Genomic DNA, 20,267 nt, shown 5'->3' with positions numbered 1-20,267 from the left:
CCCGCCATAACGCATGTTATTGCGCCAACATAACGTGTGTTATGACATCATGTCAACGATGACATCGGCTGAGACCTCATTGAGCATCCGGGAACGTCTGGTGGCTGCCGCCTTGACCGTGCTCGAAAGAGACGGGCCGGCAGCGATTCAAGCGCGAACCCTGACACGTGAAATCGGCGTGTCGACGATGGCGGTCTACACGCACTTCGGTGGCATGCCCAACCTCATCGAAGCCATGGTGCGAGAGGGCCTTTCGCGCTTCGCTGAGCACACCCGAGGTGTCCCCCACACCGACGACCCTATGGCGGATCTCATCTCCGGCGGACTGGCGTACAGCGAGTTCGCGATGCGAAATCCGCAGCTATACCGCTTGCTGTTCGGGCTGAACGAGCTCAGCGGAGTCTCTAAGCCGTCGGCCGATGCCGCCTCGCCATGGGACCTCGCCGAAGGGGTCGACGCTCTGTCGGTGCTCGTTGATGCGGTCGAGCGAGTCATCGAAGCAGGACGGATCCGACCGCAGGAGCCAGCCCCTGCGGCGACGCAAATCCTCAGTGCAACACACGGCTTTGTTCTGCTAGCGATGGGCGGGTTCATCAATTCTGACGGACTGCGAGATGTGATGATCCCGTTGGCCGTCAACCTGTTGGTGGGTCTTGGTGACACGCGCCGGCGCGCCGAACGGTCCGTGGCCGCCGCGATCAAAGCCCGCGCGTCTCAGTGACGATGCCCGGTCGCAATACAGATCAAAGGCAATGCCGAAAGGACTGTGCAGGAACGGGTGTGGCCGCGTGAGTCAGCGCACCACGCAAGGGTGGCTCTCACAGTACCTGCATCCTCAGGGTCTCCCGGACCTCCAAAACACCTGTCAACCTGGGTGAGTCGGCTCCCAGCTACAGAGGAAAAGTAATGAATCTGGGTTTGCATTACCGGAACTTGCCAGAGCCTCGCGATGTAGCCAAGATCACCACAACCCTGGTAGCGACGGCAGAACTCGCTGAACAGCAGGGGCGTGCTCGCCAAAACCGTTACCACCCTAGATGTGTTTCGGGTGGTCGTGCCCTACTCGGACTCGGCGCCTCGGTACGACCGCGAACAACGGGGGCTTTGGGGTGTCGGTCGTATCGGTGAAAGAGCGATTTGAACCGCTAGAGCAGACCCCATGGATTCGCACTGCAGCTTTACCCATCAGTTCAATTCAGCTGCACCGACTACGCGACCGCGTCACGCATTCTTCTCACGACAGAAAGGACTGAGACCAATGGCGGACAACCAATTCAAAACTCACACAGAACTTTTCGATCTGAGTGGGAAGTACGCCCTTGTCACTGGCGGCACCAGGGGCATTGGGATGATGATAGCGCGCGGACTTCTCCAGGCGGGCGCCCGCGTCGTCATCAGCTCACGCACCGCAGACGCGTGCGCAAAGGCGCAGGATCTACTGTCCGAATTCGGCGACGTTCATGCTATCCCCGCCGACCTGTCCAGGCACGACGAGTGTGAGCGCCTCGCTGGTCTTGTCACGACCGACTCGGAACGCCTGGACATCCTCGTCAACAACGCGGGAGCGATGTGGCGCGAACCGCTAGCGACGTTCCCAGACGAGGCCTGGGACGCAGTGATCGACCTCAACCTCAAGTCGCCGTTCTGGCTGGTGCAGGCGTTGCTCCCCGCACTTCGCAAGGCGGGCACCGCCGATGATCCCGCGCGAATCATCAACATCGGCAGTATCGCCGCGATCCACGTCGCCCAGTCGCCCAACTACTCGTACGCCAGCAGCAAAGCGGCACTCCATCAACTCACCAGAGTGCTTGCCAGAGAACTGGGCCCGCAGCACGTCACCGTGAACGCGGTAGCGCCGGGAGTCTTCCCGTCGCAGATGATGGCTTCCACGCTCGATGCCATCGGGGACACGATCGCCGCGGCGGCTCCCCTGCGCCGGCTCGGCCGCGACGACGACATGGCAGGTGTTGCTGTGTTTCTCGCTAGCCGGGCTGGGTCCTACCTCACGGGCACCGTCATCCCGGTAGATGGCGGCATCGCGACGACCGCAACTGGTACGCCCTAAGCGGCCGTCGGGGTAGCCGCAGTGCCTCCCTTAGGCTGCAGGACGGGCTTACGGTGAGGGGGTGCCCTCGATGGATCTACGCGCCAGTATCCGGGAGTTTCTAAGCTCGCGTCGCGCCCGCATCGCGCCTGAGCAGGCGGGCCTGCCCGCTTTCGGCGGCAATCGTCGGGTCAAAGGTTTGCGTCGCGAGGAGGTAGCGCTGCTGGCGGGGATATCAGTCGACTACTACGTGCGCATGGAGCGCGGCAGCCTCGCCGGTGCCTCCGATGGAGTGCTCGACGCGTTGGCCTCTGCCTTACAGCTCGACGAGGCCGAGCACGACCACCTGTTCCACCTCGCGCGCCAATCCGGGGCGCCCAGCGGCCGACGCCGACGTAAGCCTGCCGTGAAGGTGCGCTCGACCCTGCAGCAGGTGCTCGACGCCATCTCCGGTGCGCCGGCCTGGATCCGTAACGGACGGTATGACGTGCTCGCCATGAATCAACTCGCCCGCGCGCTGTATTCACCGGTGCTGGCCGACCCGCGTCGGCCCGCGAACACAGCGCGGTTCGTCTATCTAGCTCCCGAGGCGGCCAAAGATTTCTTCGTCGACTACGACCAACTGGCCAGTGACGCGGCCGCAAAGCTACGCATGGAAGCCGGCCGCAATCCGCACGACGAGCAGCTGATCGCTCTAGTTGGCGAACTGTCGATGGGCAGTGAGCTATTCCGGCAGCGGTGGGCATCTCAGGACGTGCGGTTGCAACGGTGCGGACGCAAGCGGTTGCACCATCCGATCGTGGGCCAGCTCGACTTGGACGTCGAATCTCTGGAACTGCCCGCCGACCCCGGCCTGCACCTCAACGTCTACACCGCACCCGCGGGCACGACGAGCGCGGACAATTTAGCGCTCCTGGCGTCGTGGGCGGCCACCCAAGAGAGGCAGGCGACAGAGCTCGAAGCACACAACGGATAGTCCAACCCTTTCAGCCGTACTAACGGCTACGCCGGCGGCGCCGGTGGGAACTCCGCGCGCTTCTCGATGGCGTCGCGGTAGGCGTACACCCGCCCGGTGACCGTGCCCAGCACCGCGATGGTGCATCCGCCACGCCCGTAGGCGGCGACGAACTCCCACGTGGCGGGATCCCCTTCGATGATCTCCATCGTGTCGTAACCTGTTGGTACGCCGAGCATTTGAAGTTTGACGTCATACTGGTCCGACCAGAAGTAGGGCACCTCAGTGTAGGGCTGCGCATGCTCGCGACCCGCCAGCAGCGTCCGCGCCGCCGCCGCGCCTTGGCGCCCGGCATGGTCCCAGTGCTCGACACGTAAGTGCCGCTCGTACAACGGGTGCCACCAGCGGGCCACGTCGCCGGCGGCGACGACATCGGTGGCGCCCTCGGCCGTGCCCGTGGCATCGCAGACCACTCCGTCGTCGATGCGCAACCCCGAGCCGTCGAGCCAGTCGGTGGCGGGCGTGACGCCCAAGCCGACGATCACCAGATCAGCGGGGACCTGGGAACCGTCGGTGAGTCGAATCGCCTCGACGTGCCCGTTACCGACGAATCCGTCGACGCCAACACCGACGCGCACGTCCACACCATGTTCCTGGTGCAGTTCGGCCCAACGAGGCGCCAACTCCTCACCCAGCGCCGCCAATAGGGGCGCTGCTGCCTTCTCGATCAGGACGACATCCAGCCCTATCGAGCGGCAGCTGGCAGCAACCTCGGCGCCGATGAACCCGCCTCCGACCACAACGACCCGGGGACGAGAGCCGAGTCGTTCCCGAATCGCCAGGCAATCTTCGACCGTGCGCAGCAGCATCACGCCGTCGGGAACCGGGTCACCGGGCCACGCGCGCGGGACCGCGCCACTGGCGATAACCAACCCGTCAAACCGCAGCGACAGGTCTTGATCCTCGTCGCGCAGCTGGACCGTACGCGAAGACATGTCCAACGCGAGCGCTGATGCCCCTCGCCGCACGTGAGCGTCGAAATCGAATTGGGGCGCAAGGTCGACCCCCGCGCGGTGCACCTTGCCGGTCAGCAGTTTCTTCGACAGGGGCGGACGGTGGTAAGGGGCGTGCCGTTCGTCGCCCACGAGGGTCAGCTCACCGTCGTAGCCTTCTTCTCGCAGGGTCTCGGCGGCTCTCGTCCCGGCGACCCCGCCACCGACAACAACCACGTGCTCGAGTCGATGATCGGTCGGCATCGGCTCAGTCCTTCACCGTGATCGCTTGGGTGGGGCAGGAGACCTCCGCGGCTTTCAGTTCTCTGCGCAACTGCGAGCCGGGCTCCTCCTGGAGCACATGAAGTCCGTCTTCTCGCACTTCGAACACCTCGTGGCACAGGCTCATACACACGCCGTTGCCGTCACACGTGTCAAGGTCCACCGAAACTTTCATCGAACCTCGGCCCTTTCTGCGCCCTCGATGGAATCGCTGCGTCCTCGGGTCTTGTCGGGTCCACCAGACGTGGCCTGTGTCCGCGCGCGCTCTCGCGCGGCTTTGGCGACCGGCGAATACTCCAAGTACTCGATGGCCATCTCTGTCGACGCTTCCGGTCCGGGGTGATGGTCGAACCGCAGATACCGGGCAGGCATGGTGACCATGAGCCACCACGGACCGGGCAGTCGGTATTGGCGCGCAGCCCGTAGCCAGTCCCGCCAGCGCCACTTGGTGTCGATGGTCGGGTCATGTGCCATCAGGTAACGAGCCCCTGCGATCCACCAACCGATGAACAGCGGTGCGGTCGTGAGCATAGAGATCGCCCGGATCAAGTAGCTCCCGCAGACGTGCTGGTAGACGTCGAACACCAGGGAGCGGTGCTCTACCTCCTCGGCCGCGTGCCAGCGCAACAGGTCAAGCATCATCGGGTCGGTGCCGGCGTAATCCAGGCCCCGGTTCTGCAGCACCCACTGCCCCAACATCGCCGTGAAGTGTTCCAACGCCGCGACATCGGCCAGACGCCGATACAGCCACCAGCGCTGCAACCCCGGCGGGAAGAACTTCGGCGGATCACCTAGCGTCGCGGACAACATTTCGCGGAGCCGCTCGGTATACGGCTTGGTGTCGATGCCCTGTTCGGCCAGGTGATCGAGCACCACCTGATGCGCCCAGGCGTGCCACGACTCCTGTTGAATAAAAGGCTTGATCGCGGCCTCCAACTCCGGGTCGTCGACCAGTGAGGACGCTTCCAGCACCGCCTTGATGAAGTGCCGTTCGCCCTCGGGAAGCAGCAGGTGCAAGACATTCATCATGTGAGTCGCGAACGGGTCGTCGGGCACCCAGTGCAACGGTGTGTTCGACCAGTCGAAGCGAACCATCCGGCGATATTTCGGGTGCCCGTCGTGGTGAAGTTGGACCTCTGGCATTGCAAACCTCCCGCGCGACGAGTGCGTCGGTTCAGCTAGCGTCGTCCATTGGCGAAACAGGCCAAGGCCGCTTTACGGACGGCACAGCGAACGATTGTTCACTGGGAGGCGTACCCGCCTCCCGGCTGTGCTATTCATCTCTGACGTTCCCGGTTTCCTGAAAGTTCTCTGTGAAGCGTCCGGGCTCGGTTGATGGGTGTAGCGTTTCGCTACAACGCGTAGCATCTTGCTACAGGAGGTTCAGTATGGCTAACGTCGCGGACCGGGTCACCAGGGTTGCCGCTGACTTGGTGGACAGCGCCGCTGCCGAGGGTGCTCGCCAGAGCCGGTCGGCCAAACAGCAACTCGACCATTGGGCTCGGGTGGGCCGGGCGGTGTCGAGCCATCAGACGGCCTCGCGTCGTCGGGTGGAGGCTGCCTTGGCCGGTGATCTGGACACCAACCGTCTGTCTGACGATGAGGGGCTTGTCTTCAACGCTGAGATTTCGGCCGCTCTCGAGGAGTCATTGGCCGCCGCCCACTACGGTGATCTGCTGCGGGCGCAGGGCATTACGACCGTGGCGCTCAACGACGACGGGCAGATCGTCGAGTACCAGCCCGACGGCACTACCTCCGTGGTCGATGTAGACGGATGAGGCATGACATCGTCGGCCGCCGGTGAAGCGGCTCGACCTCGTTGTGGGCCCGAACGGCGCCGGCAAGTCGACGTTCATCGCGTTCACACTGGCGCCGTTGTTGCCACGCAGCGTCTTCGTCAACGCCGACGAGATCGCAAAGCAGCGTTGGCCCGACGATCCGGCTGCACACGCCTATGACGCAGCGCGGATCGCTGCGAACACCCGCGCCAAGCTGATCGAGGCTGGTGTTTCGTTCATCGCCGAAACGGTCTTTTCCCATCCGTCGAAGCTGGAATTGATCGGCTCTGCCCACGATGCGGGTTATGTCATCGCCTTACACGTCATGCTGATACCCGAGGCCCTTGCCGTTGAACGCGTGAAGCGGCGCGTCCGTCACGGTGGTCACGATGTGCCGGAAAGCAAGATCCGGGAACGGCACCGCCGACTGTGGCGTTTGGTGGCCGACGCAGTCGAGAAGTGCGACACCGCAACGATTTACGACAATTCTCGTATCGAGGGTCCCCGAATTGTCGCGCAACTGACCGCGGGCACGGTCATCGGTGCACCGACGTGGCCGGCGTGGGCGTCGACGGAACTGTCCCGACGCTGGCCGGCCTAGACCTGCACCTTTCGGCGCTTCGCAGGTCCACCGCCACAATACCGCCCGGGCAAGCCTCGTCTTCTCAAGGTGGCAGAGAGGATCCTCATCCGCGGCTACGTTTGTCTTCTATGGACCGCTCTGGCAGCCACACGCATCGTCGTTGCGTCATTGCGTGCGGCGCGCTCGCCCTAATTTTTTCGGTTGCAAGCTTGCCTGGATGCACTAGGCAAAACGCAGCGCCCCACCCAGCACCCACTTCGACAAGCAAAGATGGGGTTTCCGCGACCAACGCGAACAATGCCTTCGTTGACGAGCAGCAATTGCGAGAGCTCTATTCTGAGCTGGTCAGTGCCATCGGCCGCTTTGACATTGCCGAACAAGTCAGACTGACGTGCAACAAGTATCAAGCCGACTTGCAACGTCGAGCCGACGCCGACCCCATGATGCAAATTGACTTCTTCGGTTCCCCCGACCAAGTGCGCCGCCTCGGGCTCGAAGCAGCCACCGACAAACTTCAAACCGTCTTGCTCCCGGCCTCCCGCGAAGCCGTCCAAGCCGTAGTGCAATCGATTCTCGATGGCAACGCGGCCGCATACAAGCTAGCGATTCACCGGGTTGAACAAGAAGGCAGCACAGCAATATTGGACCGAATCGACAACATCGCGGTCACCGGCGACACCGCCACCGTCCGCGGCGCTTACACCCTCAAGCTGTTCACCCGTCCACCCGAAGTTGTCGACGGCACGAATCAAGCTATCCGGGAACAGGGTCAATGGAGGGACTGCACCCCGTCGAGACGCCAGCAATGAACACCGGTGCGGGCGGTGGCGCGGCGTCCTCGACAGTCGAAGTTTGGTCCCGTCAGTCGTATAAGACGTTAAGTCCCTTGCGTCGCAGTTCATTCAACCCGTCGCGGAACGTCTGAAGGTACTCAGCCGAGTGCCCCACCCAGTCGGTGATCTCGCCGACGATCTTCACCGGTTGCCGGGTTCGATAAGAGTGAGTGGGATTTCCCGGGAACTTCTTGTCCGTCACGTTGGGATCATCCTCGACTGGGCCCTGGGGCTCCACGACGTACACGTGTCCACGGCCGTGTCCCAGAGCCATCTCGGCTGCCAGTACCGCACCGTCCAAGACTCTCGTCATGTAGACGTGATTGGAGATGTGCCCTTCCCGATAATTCGATGGATAACCGGGCGTTAGGAACTCCCCCACCCGGAGGGCGGCTTTGGTGCCGTGAAAGAAAGCTCCCGACTCGTGCGGCACGAAACGTTCCGGTGTAGCTGCCATATCCGCTGCCATTGCATCCCCCATGCCTATAGTTGCCGGGCGATTCTGCACCAGGTACGGGGTCTTGCGGCAAGCCCCCACCCACGCCTTAAAGTGAGAGTGGGAGCCAGCCTTTGGCGGCAGTTCTTGACAGTTCAGGCCCAGGTGCGGGGATGCGTCAGCTCTCCGGGAGCTCGGCGAATCGTTTCTTGACGTCGTTGTACCAGCCGAGCGACTTGATCGGGTGGCGCCAGCGGCCCTTCATGTCCTCGTGGGCGGGCACGTGTGCTCCATCGCCAGCCTTGGCAAGCTCCTTGAGGTGTCGGTCCTGTGCCTTGATGATCTCGTCGGCGCTCTCCCCGCGGTGGGCAAACCCGCAGGGACCACCGAGGTCTTGACAGGTCATGGTTTTCACGAAAAGTCTCCCTTGGTCACATCATTCGGTTCAGCTGCGTCAGCATGGTGACGCATCCGACGACGAAAGTGTGACCGCCATGACGAGCGACGATCACCTGCACGACGGCTTCGAGACCGAGCGGCCTCGCCTGCAACGCATCGCTGCGCGGGTATTGGGCGACGCCGACGCTGCCCAAGACGTCGTGCAGCAGGCGTGGTTGCGGCTGCATGCCACCGAGGAGCCGATCGGCAATCTGCCGGGCTGGCTCACGACGGTGACCTCGCGCCTGTGCCTCGACCACCTGCGGGCGCGTACGCCGGTGCCCACGGAGTCAATCGAAGTCGAGGCGACTGCACCCGACCCGGCCGACGATGTGGTGCTGGCCGACACCGTTGGCGTCGCGCTGCAGGTGGTACTCGACCGCCTAACGCCCGCGGAGCGGGTGGCCTTCGTGCTCCACGACAGCTTCGGGATCGACTTCGACTCGATCGCCTCGATGCTCGACACGACGTCGGTCGCGGTGCGCAAGATGGCGTCTCGAGCTCGGGCCAAGGTGCGTCCGGCCGCTACCGAAGACGCCCTTGCCGACTGGGAGGTTGTGGACGCCTTCATGGCCGCGGCCCGCGAGGGCGACTTCACCCGGCTGCTGGAGCTCCTGGCTCCTGATGTGGTGGTCCTTGCCGACGCGGCCGCGAGCGCGCTCGGCACGCCGGTACGCCTCGAGGGCCCCGACGAGGTGGCCGGCTTCTTCAACGGTGCAGCCAAAGCTGCCTTCCCAGTTTTCGTCCAGGATCGCCCGGGCTACGCCTGGATACACCGCGGCGGGGCCAAGGTCGCCTTCGACTTCACCGTCGAAAACGGGCGCATTCACCGCCTGCAATTTCGCGCGGCCGGCGACGTGCTGGCCGGATTGCGGCGGCGCGAGGGCGCCAACGCCCGGAACTGACCGTGAACACGGCTTTGCGCCCTCGCATCTTCAATACTTGGGTGGTGCTCGGACACCTCGGAATCAACGTCCCGGATCTCGCTGCGGCGAAACGCTACTACGACGAACTGATGCCCTTGGTCGGCTTCGAACCTTTCTTCGCAGCCGACGACGAGTTCGCCTACAAACCGGCGGATGACAAGCCGGGAACCTACGTGTTTTTCTATCCCGCAACGGACGCAGCTGCGTACTCGCCACACCAGACCGGCCTGCAACACCTCGCTTTCATGGTTCGCCGTCGATTCCTGGTCGACCGCGTTCACGACCACGTGGTACGCAGCGGCGGCAGCGTTATTCATAGCCCCCGACACTTTCCGCAATACCCGGGCCATTACTACGCCACCTTCTGGTTCGACCCGGTGGGAATCAAACTCGAGGCTGTCTGCCATCACGACCGCGACTAGCCGTAAACCCGTCAAAGTGAGAACGGATTACGGTGGAATACATGGCTAACCCGGACGGATTTCACCCCGACTTCCCCAACGATGCCGTGCAGAGCGCGCCGCGCAATCGGGTGCGTCACGTGAAGTCATCCCAACTCGATGCCAACACCGCTCAGTCCGATGGCATGCAGCGGTTCGCCGCTTTGAGCGGAGCCACCGTGGGCAGCGAGAAGCTATGGATGGGTGAGACATTGGCGGCGCCGGGCAGCGTTTCGGCCAACCACCACCACGGTGACTCGGAGACCATGATCTACATCCGCAGCGGTCATCCCGAATTCGTGTTCTTCGACGGAGTAAGCGAGGTTCGCGTCCGGACCGAGCCTGGCGACTATGTGTTCGTTCCGCCGCACCTGCCGCACCGGGAGGAGAACCCCGACCCGAATACACCGGCAGAACTGGTGATTGCGCGGAGCAGCCAAGAAGCGATCGTCGTCAATCTGCCGGCGTTGTACGCGCTCTAGGCTCGTCTTTCAGGCGGTGTATCCGCCGTCTACATTCCAATTCGCGCCCGTCACGAATCCCGCCTCAGGGCCGGCCAAGAAGCTGACGACGGCTGCGGTGTCCTTGGTGCTCCCGTAGTGGTTCAACGCCATGACTTGCCGCATGGCGTCAGCGAATTCGCCCGTAGCGGGATTCATGTCGGTGTCAATCGGGCCCGGCTGCACATTGTTCACGGTGATCCCACGGGGACCGAGTTCGCGGGCCAGCCCACGCGTCAGGGCTGCGACCGCGCCCTTGGTCATCGCGTACACGGCCAACCCGGCCACCGGGACGCGGTCGGCGTTGATGCTGCCGATGTTGATGATTCGCGACCCCTCGCCGAGGTGACCGATGGCGCTGCGGATCGCCGAGTACACGCCACCGATGTTGATGGCCACCAAGCGGTCGAACTGCTCCTGTGGGTAGTCGTCGATCGGCGCGATGTAGGCGGTGCCGGCATTGTTCACCAGGATGTCCAACCCGCCGAGGTCGGCGACGGCCTGCTCGACCGCTGCCGCTACCTGTGCCGGATCGGCGGCGTCGGCCTGGATGGCCTCGGCCTTGCCGCCGTTGTTGGTCACCTCCGCGACCAGTCGGTCGGCCTCGGCGGCCGATGATGTATAGGTGAACGCCACCGCGGCGCCGTCGGCCGCGAGCCGGCGCACGATTCCAGCGCCGATTCCGCGGGAACCTCCGGTTACCAGTGCTCGGCGTCCGGCTAAGGGCTTGGTGGTCATGTCGCCTACCTCTCAATCGCTTTTCGAACCGAATGGTTACAAAGTATTATCAGGTCAAGCGGGTGTCGAGCAGAGGATTCCACTTGTGGCCCGGATCACGGAAGGCGGAGCATGACGGTAGGGCGACCCCGGGAGTTCGACCCCGACACGGTCGAGGACATCGCAATGAAGCTGTTCTGGGATCGCGGCTTCGACGGCGTATCCATCAGTGATCTGACCAACGCGACTGGAGTGAACCGCCGCGGCATCTACGCCGAATTCGGCTCGAAGGAGGGCCTCTTCGACCGGGTAAAGCAGCGGTACGTCAAGGGCCCGGGCGGCTACATGGCGACGGCGCTTAATCGCGGCACCGCGCGTGAGGTCGCCGAAGCCATGGTGCACGGCGCGGCTGACGCGACGTCCGGTGACCCGCATGGTTGCCTGTTGGTGGGAAACGCGGTGGGACTGGCGGAGTTTCGCGATGCCGCCGTGTGCGAGCTGGCGCACCGGTTCGATCAAGCGGTGGCCGCAGGAGAACTGTCCGAGGTGGATACCCGGTTGCTGGCCCGCTGGATCAGCGCCGTCTGCCAAGGGATCGCGATCCAGGCCCGCAGCGGTGCCAGCCGTGCGGAATTGCATGCGATCGCCGATCTGGCCCTGACCGGGTGGCCGACGTCCTGAGGTGGATGCCGGCTCTTACGGGCGCGGCGAACAGGACTCCCAACTCAAGTGCAGATGGCAGCACGGGCAGGTAGCGTGACGGCGTGAAATTGCTTCAGCTCCACCCTGTCCGGCTCGCAGCTTGGTTGTCGTCGACCGCGCCGCCGCGCTGCTCGCGCCAGCCGTCGACCGCCCGGCGGCCGGCATGACGGCGCCCGACGCGTCCCGCCGGCTCAACGGGCTTTCGGACGTACGCGCGTTCTTCCACACCAACAAAGTGCCGCTGTACTTCATCTCGCCTACCCCGTTCAACCTGTTAGGCATCGACCGCTGGATCCGAAACTTCTTCTATCTCACGTACTTTGACTCATTCGAGGGCGTACATTCGCGCGTGTTCGTGCCCCGGCGACGCGACCGCCTCGACTTCGGGTCGATGGGTGACGTGTGCAATCACCTGCTGTCCGACCCCGAGACCCTCGAATTCATCGCGGGCCGAGGTCCCGGTGGGAAGGCCTGCTTCGTGATGCTGGACGAGGAGACCCAGGCGCTGGCGCGGCAGGCCGGTCTAGAGGTCATGCACCCCCCGGTAGAGCTCCGTAACCGCCTGGGCTCCAAGATCGTCATGACCCGTCTGGCCAACGACGCGGGCATTCCCAGCGTGCCGCACACGATCGGGCGGGCCAGCTCCTACGACGAATTGCTGACGCTCGCGCACAATGCCGAGTTGGGCGATGACCTCGTCATCTCGATCGCGTATGGCGCCGCCGGCAGCGGCACCTTCTTCGTGCGCGGTCAAGCCGACTGGGATCAGCACGCCGCCGCCCTGAGCGGGCAAGAACTCAAAGTCATGAAGCGGATTCGCAACGTCGAGGTGTGTATCGAAGGTGCCGTGACCCGCCACGGCACGGTCATCGGCCCCGCAATGACCAGCCTCGTCGGCTACTCGGAGCTGACGCCGTTACGGGGTAGCTGGTGCGGCAACGACATCTGGCGCGAGGTGCTACCGCCGGAGCAGACGCACGCCGCACGAGAAATGGTTGGGAAGCTGGGTGACATCCTCAGCCGCGAGGGCTACCGCGGCTACTTCGAGGTCGACCTGCTGCACGACCTCGACTCCGACCAGCTCTACCTCGGCGAGGTGAACCCTCGCCTCAGCGGCGCCAGCCCGATGACGAACCTGACCACCGAGGCCTACGCCGACATGCCGCTGTTCCTGTTCCACCTGCTCGAGTACATGGACGTCGAATACGAACTGGACATCGGGGCCATCAACGAGCGCTGGGAGCGGGGCTACGGCGAAGACGAGGTGTGGGGCCAAGTGATCATCAACGAGACCTCGCCGGAAGTCGAACTGTTCACCTCGACGCCACGCACCGGCGTCTGGCGCATCGACGACGACGGTCGAGTCTCCTTCGCGCGCTCCGCCAACGACTGGGCCACCCTGCTGGACGGATCCGAGGCCTTCTATATGCGCGTCGCGGCGCCCGGTGACTTGCGCTGCCCGGGCGCCCAGCTGGGCGTACTGGTTACCCGCGGACACCTGCAGACCGGCGACTACCAGCTCACCGAACGCTGCAAGCGCTGGGTGACGGGCATGAAGGCGAAATTCGCCTCTACTCCCCTGGCCCCAGCCACGCCGATCGTCTCGCGGCTCGTCGCACGAGCGTGAGCAGCCCTGCGTGACTAGCGCCCCGGCCGGCATCTCGCTGGCCAACTGGCTGTCGCCGCCCTATGCGCAGTGGTCATTCCAGCACGTCGCAGACATGGTGCCGACCGCGATGATCTCGCGGCGGACCGGCCCGGTCGCGTCCTTGCCGGCCGCGACGGCTCCGGTGGCCGAAATCCCGGTGACCAGCACCAACGGGACGACCACCACCGTCGGTGCGGTGATGGCAACGACCGCCACCGACGGGTGGGCCGTCGCCCACCGCGGGTCGCTGGTAGCCGAGGAGTACTGCGCAGGCATGGTGGCCCAGACCCGGCACTTGCTGTTTTCGGTGAGCAAGTCGTTGGTCGCAGCCGTCGTCGGCGCGCTGCACGGGGCCGGAGTGATCGATCTCGAGGCGCCGGTAACGGCATTCGTTCCCGCCCTGGCGACTTGCGGCTACAACGGTGCGACGGTGCGTCACTTGTTGGACATGCGGTCTGGCATCGCATTCTCGGAGAACTACGCCGACCCGGCCGCCGAGATCCACCTCCTCGACCAGGCGGTCGGGTGGGCACCCAAGAGCCGTCCGGACGCGCCAGCCACCGTGCGCGAGTTCCTGCTGACGTTGCGGCGAAAGTCCGCCCACGGCGGCCCCTTCCAATATCGCTCGTGTGAAACCGACGTACTCGGCTGGATCTGCGAAGTCGCCGCCGCCCAGCGGATGCCGGACTTGATGTCGGATCTGCTGTGGAGCCGCATCGGCGCGCAGGCCGATGCCACCATCGGCGTCGACCCGGAAGGCACCGGATTCTTCGACGGCGGCATCAACGCGTGTCTTACCGACATGATCCGGTTCGGGTCACTGTTCTTGCGTGACGGCGTCTCGTTGACCGGGCAACAAGTAGTACCGCCCGCGTGGATCGCCGACACTCTCGACGGCGGCCCGGACTCGCGCCGTGCCTTCGCGGCCAGCCCCGACGACAACGAAATGCCCGGCGGGATGTACCGCAATCAGATGTGGTTCCCGTACCCGGGCAACAACGTCGTGCTGTGCCAGGGCATGTGCGGACAGATGATCTACATCAACCGCGCCGCGCAGCTTGTCGCCGCCAAGGTCTCCGCCCAACCTGACTCGCACGAGCCGCACTTGCTGGACACGCTGCGCGCATTCGACGCGGTGGCACAGGAATTGAGCGGAGTCACCAGTTAACGCGGGAGGCTCGAGGCTCGTCGGCTTGGCTCGGTTCCTGCTCTGCGTAGCGGCGGCAACCATCGTCGTCCACGTGCCTCATGTGCTCGCCCGCGCCGACAACGGTGAGGCATCGTTCTCCTGCACCTGGGCGTCGTTGACGGCGGACTTCGCCGGTCGCGACGCCCAACCGCAAACCCTCGATCCCCCGACCGAGTGGTACCGCACAGATGCGCAAGGCCACTACGCCAACCACGGGTGGGGACCACGTGCGGTCGCCCTGCCGCCCCCGGTCATCCCGCAAGACGCGGGCTGCGATTCGGCCACCTGGAAGCGGGAACGGATCCTGGCCGTGGCCATGCGCTATGTCTACTCGCCCGATAACCCGCTGGGATTGCAGTACCGCCACCATCACATCCCCGCGTGGGAGCCGCCGACGTCGACTTATGCCGGCGCTTCTTCGGAGAATCCCGACCCTGACGCCCCGCCCGGGCTATCCGCGTGGGATGCCGGGCCTGGCCTGGATTGCTCGAACTTCACCGCGTGGGTCTACAACTACGGTCTGGGCATCAAGTTCGGCGGCAACGTCCACCAACAGTGGGACGGCAGCGCCGGCCCCATGGGCCTACGCATTTCGCGGGAAGGTCCCTTCCAGCCCGGAGACCTGATCTTTCTGCATCCCGACGCAACTGCGCAGCAGGCGTCACACGTGGTGATCTATATCGACGACGGCCACATCATCGACAGCCGAGTCAACGCCCAGAACCGCCTCGGAGTGCAAGTTCGCAACCGCCAGGGCTGGTATCGGGACGCCGTGTTGGGCGGGTGGCGGCCGATCGGCTGAAGCGTGACCGAGTGTGCGTCGCATGACGCAACACGCCGAATACCGTCAGATGTCGTCGATTACCCGCGCCCGCGCGGCACTGTACTCATCCGGCGAAATCGCACCCGCGGCGCGCAACGTTTCCAATTCTTGGAGGCGGTCGGCGATCGACTGCGGCGGAAGGGCTGATGAACCCGCCGCGGGCCTGCCGCCCCGCTCGGCGATGCATTGCCGCACCGCGTCTTTGCCGCGTTCCAACGCTTGTCGTCCCCGACTGGTCGCCGACCAGGTGTCTGCAGACTCGCTCCGAACCCTGAGCTGAACCAGTTCGGCATGCTCGAGCACCTGCATCGCCTCGCGTATCGGTGCGCCCAACTTCTTGTAAACCATCGCTCGCTGGCCTCGGGAGTCGAACTGGTAGCCGCGAAGCTTCCAGGTGACGAGGTCGAGTTGGGTGAGTGGCTTGCCGCGTTTCGCTCCGTTGGGGCCGAATGCCTCCATCAGCTCTGCGGCAAGGTCAGCAGCCGGCGGCAACGCCATCAGCCGCTCGGCTTGTGCTTCCAATGCTGCGGTTGCTTCGGTCCACGCGGCCTTGATGTTCTTTTTGAACAGCGGCACTCTCGTTCTCTCCTTGAAAGCCGAAACAGTTTGGTCATCGCTCGTCCGGTCCAGTACACCTCACCCGCGATGTTTACCGATCCCAAAGTCGATGGCGTACGGCGTGCAGTTCGCACTGCAGCTGGCGAAACTCACATGAACCGCCCAACTTCTGCGTAACTTAGGGTCAGCTAAGCTCGACCGCGTGCCGCAGGAAAACCAGCCAACAGCCAGCGCGCCCAACGCCGCTGGGATCGACGCACCGAAGAGCTTGCGTGAATACGCGATCACCACGGTGATCAACACCGTCCCGCCGGTCATCGCGTACTACGGGTTGCGCGTGTTCGACGTAACGCCCTACCTCGCCCTCGTCGGCGCGATCGTCGTCGCCACTCTGCAGGGCCTGTACACCGTGGTCCGCAAGCGCAAGTTCGAACCGGTCAATGTCGCCGTGCTGGTCTGCGCGGCCTGCTCGCTGATCGTGGCCTTCACCACCAAGAACCCGCGCATCGTCCAGGTCACCGAACTCATCCCGGCGACGTTCCTGGTGTGGTACGTGGTCGCCAGCGGCGTGGTGCGCAAGCCGACGTCCAAGCTGATCGCCGGCGTCATCGTGCCCAGCCTGACCGAAGCCGCGTTGCCACAACGAGGGTGGACGCAGCAGGACATCGGCAACTGGCACAGTCTGCACAGCCGGCTTTGCGTTCAGTTGGGGCTGGTCTGCGGCATGTTCCCGATCGCCGCAGTCGCCTGCATCTTCACCCTGCCGGTCGACGTTTCGCAGATCCTCATCGTGTCGGTCGGCCCGACGCTGTTGGTCGTCTGCATCGCCACCGCAACCGCGCTGTTCCGCAAGTTCGTCCGCGAGACCGATCAGGCGGCCGCCGCCCGCGCGAGTCAGCCGGCCGACGCGCCCGCGGAGTGATGCTGCGGTGGCCGAGCTGAACGGACTCAACCGCGATCTGCTCCAAGAGTTGCTGTGGACCTACGGGCCCTGCGGTCAGGAGCAAGCCGTCCGTGACGTGTGCCAACGCGAGTTGGCGCCCGTGGTCGACGACTCCTGGGTCGACCAGGCCGGCAATCTCGTCGGCCTCATTCGTGGCGCTGACGACCAGGCGCCGGCGATTCGCATCATGGCGCACATGGACGAGCTCTCGATGCTCGTCAAACGGGTGGAACCGGACGGCACGCTGCACCTCACGCAACTGGGCACCATGTATCCCGGGAACTTCGGGCTCGGGCCGGTGGCCATACTCGGTGCTCGGGAAACGTTGACCGGCGTGTTGGCGCTGGGTTCGGAGCACACCACGAAGGAAAGTCAGCGAATCTGGGAAACCAAACCTGACCAGGGCGACAAGGCCCTGGATTGGTTGCACGTCTACGTGTTCACCGGCCGCCCCCCCGATGAGCTGGCCGCCGCGGGAGTGCGGCCAGGTACCCGGGTCTGCGTGGACCGCAGCAAGCGAACCTTGGTGGAGTTCGGCGACTACATCGGGTGCTACTTCATGGATGACCGGGCCCCGGTGACAGCCCTGCTGCAGGCGGCCCGCTTACTGCGCGAGCGCGAGGAGCGCCCCGCCAACGACGTCTACCTGGTTTTCACCACCAACGAGGAAGTCGGCGGTGTGGGCGGCTCGTATGCCAGCCGGACCCTTCCCGGCGACATCACCCTCGCGCTCGAGGTGGGACCCACCGAAGCCGAGTATGCGACCACGTGCGCGGGTGGGCCGATCGTTGCCTACGGCGATGCGGAGTGCGTGTACGACAAGGACCTCGCCGACCGGTTGATGGACATCGCCGACGAACTGGACCTTTCACCGCAGCCGGCGGTCTTGGGCGCCTTCGAGTCCGACGCCTCGCACGCGAAAGCCAGCGGGCTCTCGCCGCGCGCGGCGCTGCTCTGCGTTCCGACGTTGAGCACGCACGGCTATGAAGTGATCACGCGTCAGGCCATCCCGGCGATGGCCGATATCCTCGTCGAATTCATGCTGCGGCCGGAACCGGCGAGATGAGTCAGTCCGGCGAAGTGTCGTAGTCCAGGCAGATCATGGTGCCTTCGGGGTGCCGCTCGACAGTGCACCGATCGGCCAGGGCCTGCATCAGCGCCAGACCGCGTCCGCGAAGGTCGTCGCCGTCTGAGACCGGTGGCCGCCACGCGCCATGGTCGGCAACACAAACCCGCACGGTGTGCCGGTCGGCGTCGTAGGTCGCTTGCAGGGTGATCGCCCCCGGCACGGGCTGCTTGTCGTAGGCGTGTTCGGCGCAGTTGGCCAAGGCTTCGTTGACGCTGCACAGGATGTCGGCATATCGCGTTGCCGAAATCGGCGGTGTAACCACCCGCTGAAGCCAGTAGCCGAGGTCGTGGCGCAGCCCAGCGGCCGTCAGCGGATCGGCCAGACCGACCCGACGCAACGAAGTGGTGGGAGTATGACTGTGGCTTACCGCGGTCATGCACAGTGAAATACCCACGCAGCCACCAGATTATGGCTGTCGACCGCGTATCGCTTCGGTGACGGTCGGATAGAGGTCGATCATTTTGTCGACTCCGACGATGCGCATCGGTCGGCTGGTGGCCGGTCCCTCGGCTGCCACTCGCAGCGCCGTGGCGGTCCGTTCAGTCAGACGGTGCGTTTCGACGAGCAGGCTGATGCCCGCCGAGGACATGAAGTCCACGCCGGTGAGGTCCACGACCAGCACCGCTGGTCCGCTCATCAACACAATGTCGAATTGCGTTGCTAGCGAGGGCGCGGTCACTTGATCCAAGGCGCCGCAGACCTCCAATACCACCGCCTCGCCGTGCGTGTGGCGGGTCACCGAGAACGCGCTGCTTTCGGTCACCACCCACCCCGCATGCGCAGTCGGTAGCTGGTGCAGGCCTCATCCACCACATTCCGAACCGTAGTGGCTGGATTTTCTTGGCCTTTTGTTAGGGCTGGCTACCTCGATCAGGCATCGGTGTTGCGATCATGCCAGGCCGTTCAGGCCGGATTCACCGAATAGCAACCCACCGGCGCCGCCGGCGCCGGGAGCTGCCGGGGCTTTGGTGTTGCCGCCGTTGCCGCCGAACCCGACCACTTCCGCGTCACCGCCGTTGCCGCCGCTTCCCCAGACCCCGCTGGAACCGGCGACACCACCGGCGCCGCCACCGCCGCCATTGCCGAGCACCCCGGACTTGCCGCCGGCCCCGCCGGCGCCGCCGTGGTCGAGTGAACCTCCGCCGGCTCCCCCAGCGCCGCCATTTCCGGACAGGAATCCAGCGGTGCCGCCGAAGCCACCGGCGCCGCCCTGCGTGGGACCTGTTCCGCCCTCCCCGCCGACGCCACCGTCGCCACCGAGGATGCCGCCGTTGCCGCCGTTACCTCCGGCGCCGCCGGTGCCTGATGCTCCGAAGCCGCCGACGCCACCCACGCCGCCGGCACCGCCCGACGCGAACACACCGCCGTCGCCGCCGTTACCTCCGGCGCCACCCGTTCCGGTCGGCGAGAGGCCGGCCCCACCGGTGCCGCCGACTCCCCCGGCGCCGAACCATCCACCCGCGCCGCCGGTGCCGCCGTTCCCCCCGTCGCCGAAGCCGTAGCCGCCGACTCCGCCGGCGCCGCCATTGGCGAATAAGCCCCCATTCCCGCCGTGTCCGCCGACACCACCGGTCAGGTTGCCAAGACCACCGGCTCCGCCGGCGCCCCCGGAAGCGAACAGTCCGCCAGCCCCACCGGAACCGCCAGCGCCGCCGGTCATCCCGCTCAGGCCGCCGGTACCTCCTGCTCCCCCAGCGCCACCGAACAGCCCGCCGGTTCCCCCGTTGCCGCCCACGGCACCACCGGCTCCACCGACGCCCCCGGTGCCGCCAACGCCACCGAACAACCCACCGGCTCCGCCGTTTCCGCCGTTCTGCAGGTCGGCGCCGGACCCGCCGTTGCCGCCGTTGCCGAGGAGCCAGCCGGCATTGCCGCCGTTTGCCCCGGTTCCAGGCGCGCCGTTCGCGCCGTTGCCGATGAGTGGGCGCCCGGTCAGCAGCTGGCTGGGGGTGTTGATCACCCCGAGGATGTCTTGCTCGACGGCCTGCAGCGGGTTGGCGGCGGCGGCTTCGGCGACGGCGTACTGGCCGGCGCTGCCGTGCAGCAGTTGGACGAACTGCTGATGAAACGACGTCACCTCGGCGCTGAGCGCCTGATAGGCCTGCCCGTGCGCGCTGAAAAGCGCCGCGATGGCCGCCGACACCTCGTCAGCGCCTGCGGCGAGGACGTTGGACGTAGTGGCGATCGCCGCTGTGTTGGCGCCGCTGATCACCGAGCCGATGTCTGCCAGATCTGTCGCCGCCGCCGACAGGTACTCCGGTGCCGCGGTCACGAATGACATCTCAATCCCCCAGCCGCAGTGATTAGTGCTTGCTTTGCTGCTGCAGTCTGCGCCGCCGCGGCGACAGTGG

25 protein-coding genes are annotated in these 20,267 nt (G+C 65.1%); 15 read left to right on the top strand and 10 right to left on the bottom strand.

Annotation, left to right across the window (positions count from 1 at the left end):
* Window positions 1-58: 58 nt before the first annotated feature.
* The 3 genes from I2456_RS14535 (at window position 59) to I2456_RS14525 (ending at window position 3,020) form a co-directional block, all read left to right on the top strand.
* On the top strand, window positions 59-721 hold the full coding sequence (locus tag I2456_RS14535) for a TetR/AcrR family transcriptional regulator (RefSeq protein ID WP_068033113.1): 663 nt from the start codon (window positions 59-61) through the stop codon (window positions 719-721).
* 537 nt (window positions 722-1,258) lie between these two features.
* Window positions 1,259-2,065 carry an SDR family oxidoreductase gene (locus I2456_RS14530; protein ID WP_085074174.1) on the top strand — a complete coding sequence of 269 codons (807 nt, stop codon included), beginning with the start codon at window positions 1,259-1,261 and terminating at the stop codon, window positions 2,063-2,065.
* Between the two features lie 70 nt (window positions 2,066-2,135).
* Window positions 2,136-3,020 (top strand): helix-turn-helix transcriptional regulator, encoded by an 885-nt coding sequence (locus I2456_RS14525; protein WP_085074175.1) that lies wholly within the window; start codon window positions 2,136-2,138, stop codon window positions 3,018-3,020.
* A gap of 26 nt (window positions 3,021-3,046) precedes the next feature.
* Here I2456_RS14525 and I2456_RS14520 read toward each other — a convergent pair whose 3' ends face one another.
* The 3 genes from I2456_RS14520 to I2456_RS14510 are packed head-to-tail and all read right to left on the bottom strand — an operon-like array spanning window position 3,047 to window position 5,416.
* On the bottom strand, window positions 3,047-4,255 hold the full coding sequence (locus I2456_RS14520; RefSeq protein ID WP_085074176.1) for an NAD(P)/FAD-dependent oxidoreductase: 1,209 nt from the start codon (window positions 4,253-4,255) through the stop codon (window positions 3,047-3,049).
* Between the two features lie 4 nt (window positions 4,256-4,259).
* The gene (locus I2456_RS14515) at window positions 4,260-4,448 is read right to left on the bottom strand and encodes a ferredoxin (RefSeq protein ID WP_068033121.1); all 189 of its coding nucleotides are present in this window, start codon (window positions 4,446-4,448) and stop codon (window positions 4,260-4,262) included.
* On the bottom strand, window positions 4,445-5,416 hold the full coding sequence (locus I2456_RS14510) for a metal-dependent hydrolase (protein WP_085074177.1): 972 nt from the start codon (window positions 5,414-5,416) through the stop codon (window positions 4,445-4,447). Before I2456_RS14510 ends, I2456_RS14515 begins: the two co-directional genes overlap by 4 nt.
* A 245-nt stretch (window positions 5,417-5,661) precedes the next feature.
* Here I2456_RS14510 and I2456_RS14505 point away from each other — a divergent pair, with 245 nt between their 5' ends.
* From I2456_RS14505 to I2456_RS14495, 3 genes are all read left to right on the top strand, one after another.
* Entirely contained in the window at window positions 5,662-6,051 is a 390-nt protein-coding gene (locus I2456_RS14505) for a TA system antitoxin ParD family protein (RefSeq protein WP_068033125.1), read from the top strand.
* A 22-nt stretch (window positions 6,052-6,073) separates the two neighbouring features.
* The gene (locus I2456_RS14500) at window positions 6,074-6,652 is read left to right on the top strand and encodes an ATPase (protein WP_085074178.1); all 579 of its coding nucleotides are present in this window, start codon (window positions 6,074-6,076) and stop codon (window positions 6,650-6,652) included.
* Window positions 6,653-6,762: 110 nt separating this feature from the next.
* On the top strand, window positions 6,763-7,443 hold the full coding sequence (locus I2456_RS14495) for a hypothetical protein (RefSeq protein ID WP_131813420.1): 681 nt from the start codon (window positions 6,763-6,765) through the stop codon (window positions 7,441-7,443).
* Window positions 7,444-7,495: 52 nt separating this feature from the next.
* On the opposite strand, the gene arr is transcribed toward I2456_RS14495, so the two are convergent.
* The gene (arr, locus tag I2456_RS14490) at window positions 7,496-7,936 is read right to left on the bottom strand and encodes an NAD(+)--rifampin ADP-ribosyltransferase (RefSeq protein WP_371869926.1); all 441 of its coding nucleotides are present in this window, start codon (window positions 7,934-7,936) and stop codon (window positions 7,496-7,498) included.
* Window positions 7,937-8,081: 145 nt separating this feature from the next.
* Window positions 8,082-8,309: a hypothetical protein gene (locus I2456_RS14485; RefSeq protein ID WP_241007993.1), complete on the bottom strand. Its 228-nt coding sequence runs from the start codon at window positions 8,307-8,309 to the stop codon at window positions 8,082-8,084.
* An 88-nt stretch (window positions 8,310-8,397) separates the two neighbouring features.
* On the opposite strand from I2456_RS14485, the gene I2456_RS14480 reads away from it, so the two are divergent.
* From I2456_RS14480 to I2456_RS14470, 3 genes are read left to right on the top strand one after another with little or no spacing between them, the layout of a single operon-like run.
* Window positions 8,398-9,246 (top strand): sigma-70 family RNA polymerase sigma factor, encoded by an 849-nt coding sequence (locus I2456_RS14480; RefSeq protein WP_085074179.1) that lies wholly within the window; start codon window positions 8,398-8,400, stop codon window positions 9,244-9,246.
* A 44-nt stretch (window positions 9,247-9,290) separates the two neighbouring features.
* Complete coding sequence (locus I2456_RS14475) at window positions 9,291-9,689, top strand: VOC family protein (protein ID WP_085074322.1); 399 nt, start codon at window positions 9,291-9,293, stop codon at window positions 9,687-9,689.
* Between the two features lie 41 nt (window positions 9,690-9,730).
* On the top strand, window positions 9,731-10,189 hold the full coding sequence (locus I2456_RS14470; RefSeq protein ID WP_085074323.1) for a cupin domain-containing protein: 459 nt from the start codon (window positions 9,731-9,733) through the stop codon (window positions 10,187-10,189).
* 9 nt (window positions 10,190-10,198) lie between these two features.
* On the opposite strand, the gene I2456_RS14465 is transcribed toward I2456_RS14470, so the two are convergent.
* Window positions 10,199-10,945: an SDR family oxidoreductase gene (locus I2456_RS14465; RefSeq protein ID WP_068033132.1), complete on the bottom strand. Its 747-nt coding sequence runs from the start codon at window positions 10,943-10,945 to the stop codon at window positions 10,199-10,201.
* A 111-nt stretch (window positions 10,946-11,056) separates the two neighbouring features.
* On the opposite strand from I2456_RS14465, the gene I2456_RS14460 reads away from it, so the two are divergent.
* The 4 genes from I2456_RS14460 to I2456_RS14445 all read left to right on the top strand — a co-directional run bounded on the left by I2456_RS14460 (window position 11,057) and on the right by I2456_RS14445 (window position 15,265).
* The gene (locus tag I2456_RS14460) at window positions 11,057-11,605 is read left to right on the top strand and encodes a TetR/AcrR family transcriptional regulator (protein WP_068033134.1); all 549 of its coding nucleotides are present in this window, start codon (window positions 11,057-11,059) and stop codon (window positions 11,603-11,605) included.
* A 184-nt stretch (window positions 11,606-11,789) separates the two neighbouring features.
* Window positions 11,790-13,253 (top strand): biotin carboxylase, encoded by a 1,464-nt coding sequence (locus I2456_RS14455; protein ID WP_085074324.1) that lies wholly within the window; start codon window positions 11,790-11,792, stop codon window positions 13,251-13,253.
* A gap of 37 nt (window positions 13,254-13,290) precedes the next feature.
* On the top strand, window positions 13,291-14,442 hold the full coding sequence (locus I2456_RS14450) for a serine hydrolase domain-containing protein (protein WP_241007992.1): 1,152 nt from the start codon (window positions 13,291-13,293) through the stop codon (window positions 14,440-14,442).
* Window positions 14,443-14,515: 73 nt separating this feature from the next.
* Complete coding sequence (locus tag I2456_RS14445) at window positions 14,516-15,265, top strand: C40 family peptidase (RefSeq protein WP_131811319.1); 750 nt, start codon at window positions 14,516-14,518, stop codon at window positions 15,263-15,265.
* A 45-nt stretch (window positions 15,266-15,310) separates the two neighbouring features.
* Here I2456_RS14445 and I2456_RS14440 read toward each other — a convergent pair whose 3' ends face one another.
* Window positions 15,311-15,862 (bottom strand): SHOCT domain-containing protein, encoded by a 552-nt coding sequence (locus I2456_RS14440; protein ID WP_068033140.1) that lies wholly within the window; start codon window positions 15,860-15,862, stop codon window positions 15,311-15,313.
* Between the two features lie 232 nt (window positions 15,863-16,094).
* On the opposite strand from I2456_RS14440, the gene I2456_RS14435 reads away from it, so the two are divergent.
* Both I2456_RS14435 and I2456_RS14430 read left to right on the top strand, forming a co-directional pair.
* Window positions 16,095-16,766, top strand: coding sequence for a VC0807 family protein (locus I2456_RS14435; RefSeq protein WP_085074325.1), 672 nt, complete (start codon window positions 16,095-16,097; stop codon window positions 16,764-16,766).
* 7 nt (window positions 16,767-16,773) lie between these two features.
* Window positions 16,774-17,853 (top strand): M42 family metallopeptidase, encoded by a 1,080-nt coding sequence (locus I2456_RS14430; RefSeq protein WP_085074181.1) that lies wholly within the window; start codon window positions 16,774-16,776, stop codon window positions 17,851-17,853.
* Between the two features lies 1 nt (window position 17,854).
* On the opposite strand, the gene I2456_RS14425 is transcribed toward I2456_RS14430, so the two are convergent.
* From I2456_RS14425 to I2456_RS14415, 3 genes are all read right to left on the bottom strand, one after another.
* Window positions 17,855-18,292 carry an ATP-binding protein gene (locus tag I2456_RS14425; protein ID WP_085074326.1) on the bottom strand — a complete coding sequence of 146 codons (438 nt, stop codon included), beginning with the start codon at window positions 18,290-18,292 and terminating at the stop codon, window positions 17,855-17,857.
* 30 nt (window positions 18,293-18,322) lie between these two features.
* On the bottom strand, window positions 18,323-18,679 hold the full coding sequence (locus I2456_RS14420) for an STAS domain-containing protein (RefSeq protein WP_068033264.1): 357 nt from the start codon (window positions 18,677-18,679) through the stop codon (window positions 18,323-18,325).
* Between the two features lie 126 nt (window positions 18,680-18,805).
* A complete protein-coding gene (locus I2456_RS14415; protein WP_068033144.1) occupies window positions 18,806-20,197 on the bottom strand; it encodes a PE family protein in 1,392 nt (463 codons plus the stop codon).
* Window positions 20,198-20,267 lie beyond the last annotated feature (70 nt).

The organism is Mycobacterium kubicae, assembly GCF_015689175.1.
GTDB classification, from domain to species: domain Bacteria; phylum Actinomycetota; class Actinomycetes; order Mycobacteriales; family Mycobacteriaceae; genus Mycobacterium; species Mycobacterium kubicae.
The sequence above is the reverse complement of the archived record's forward strand: the minus strand, read 5'-3'. Positions and strand labels throughout refer to the sequence as shown.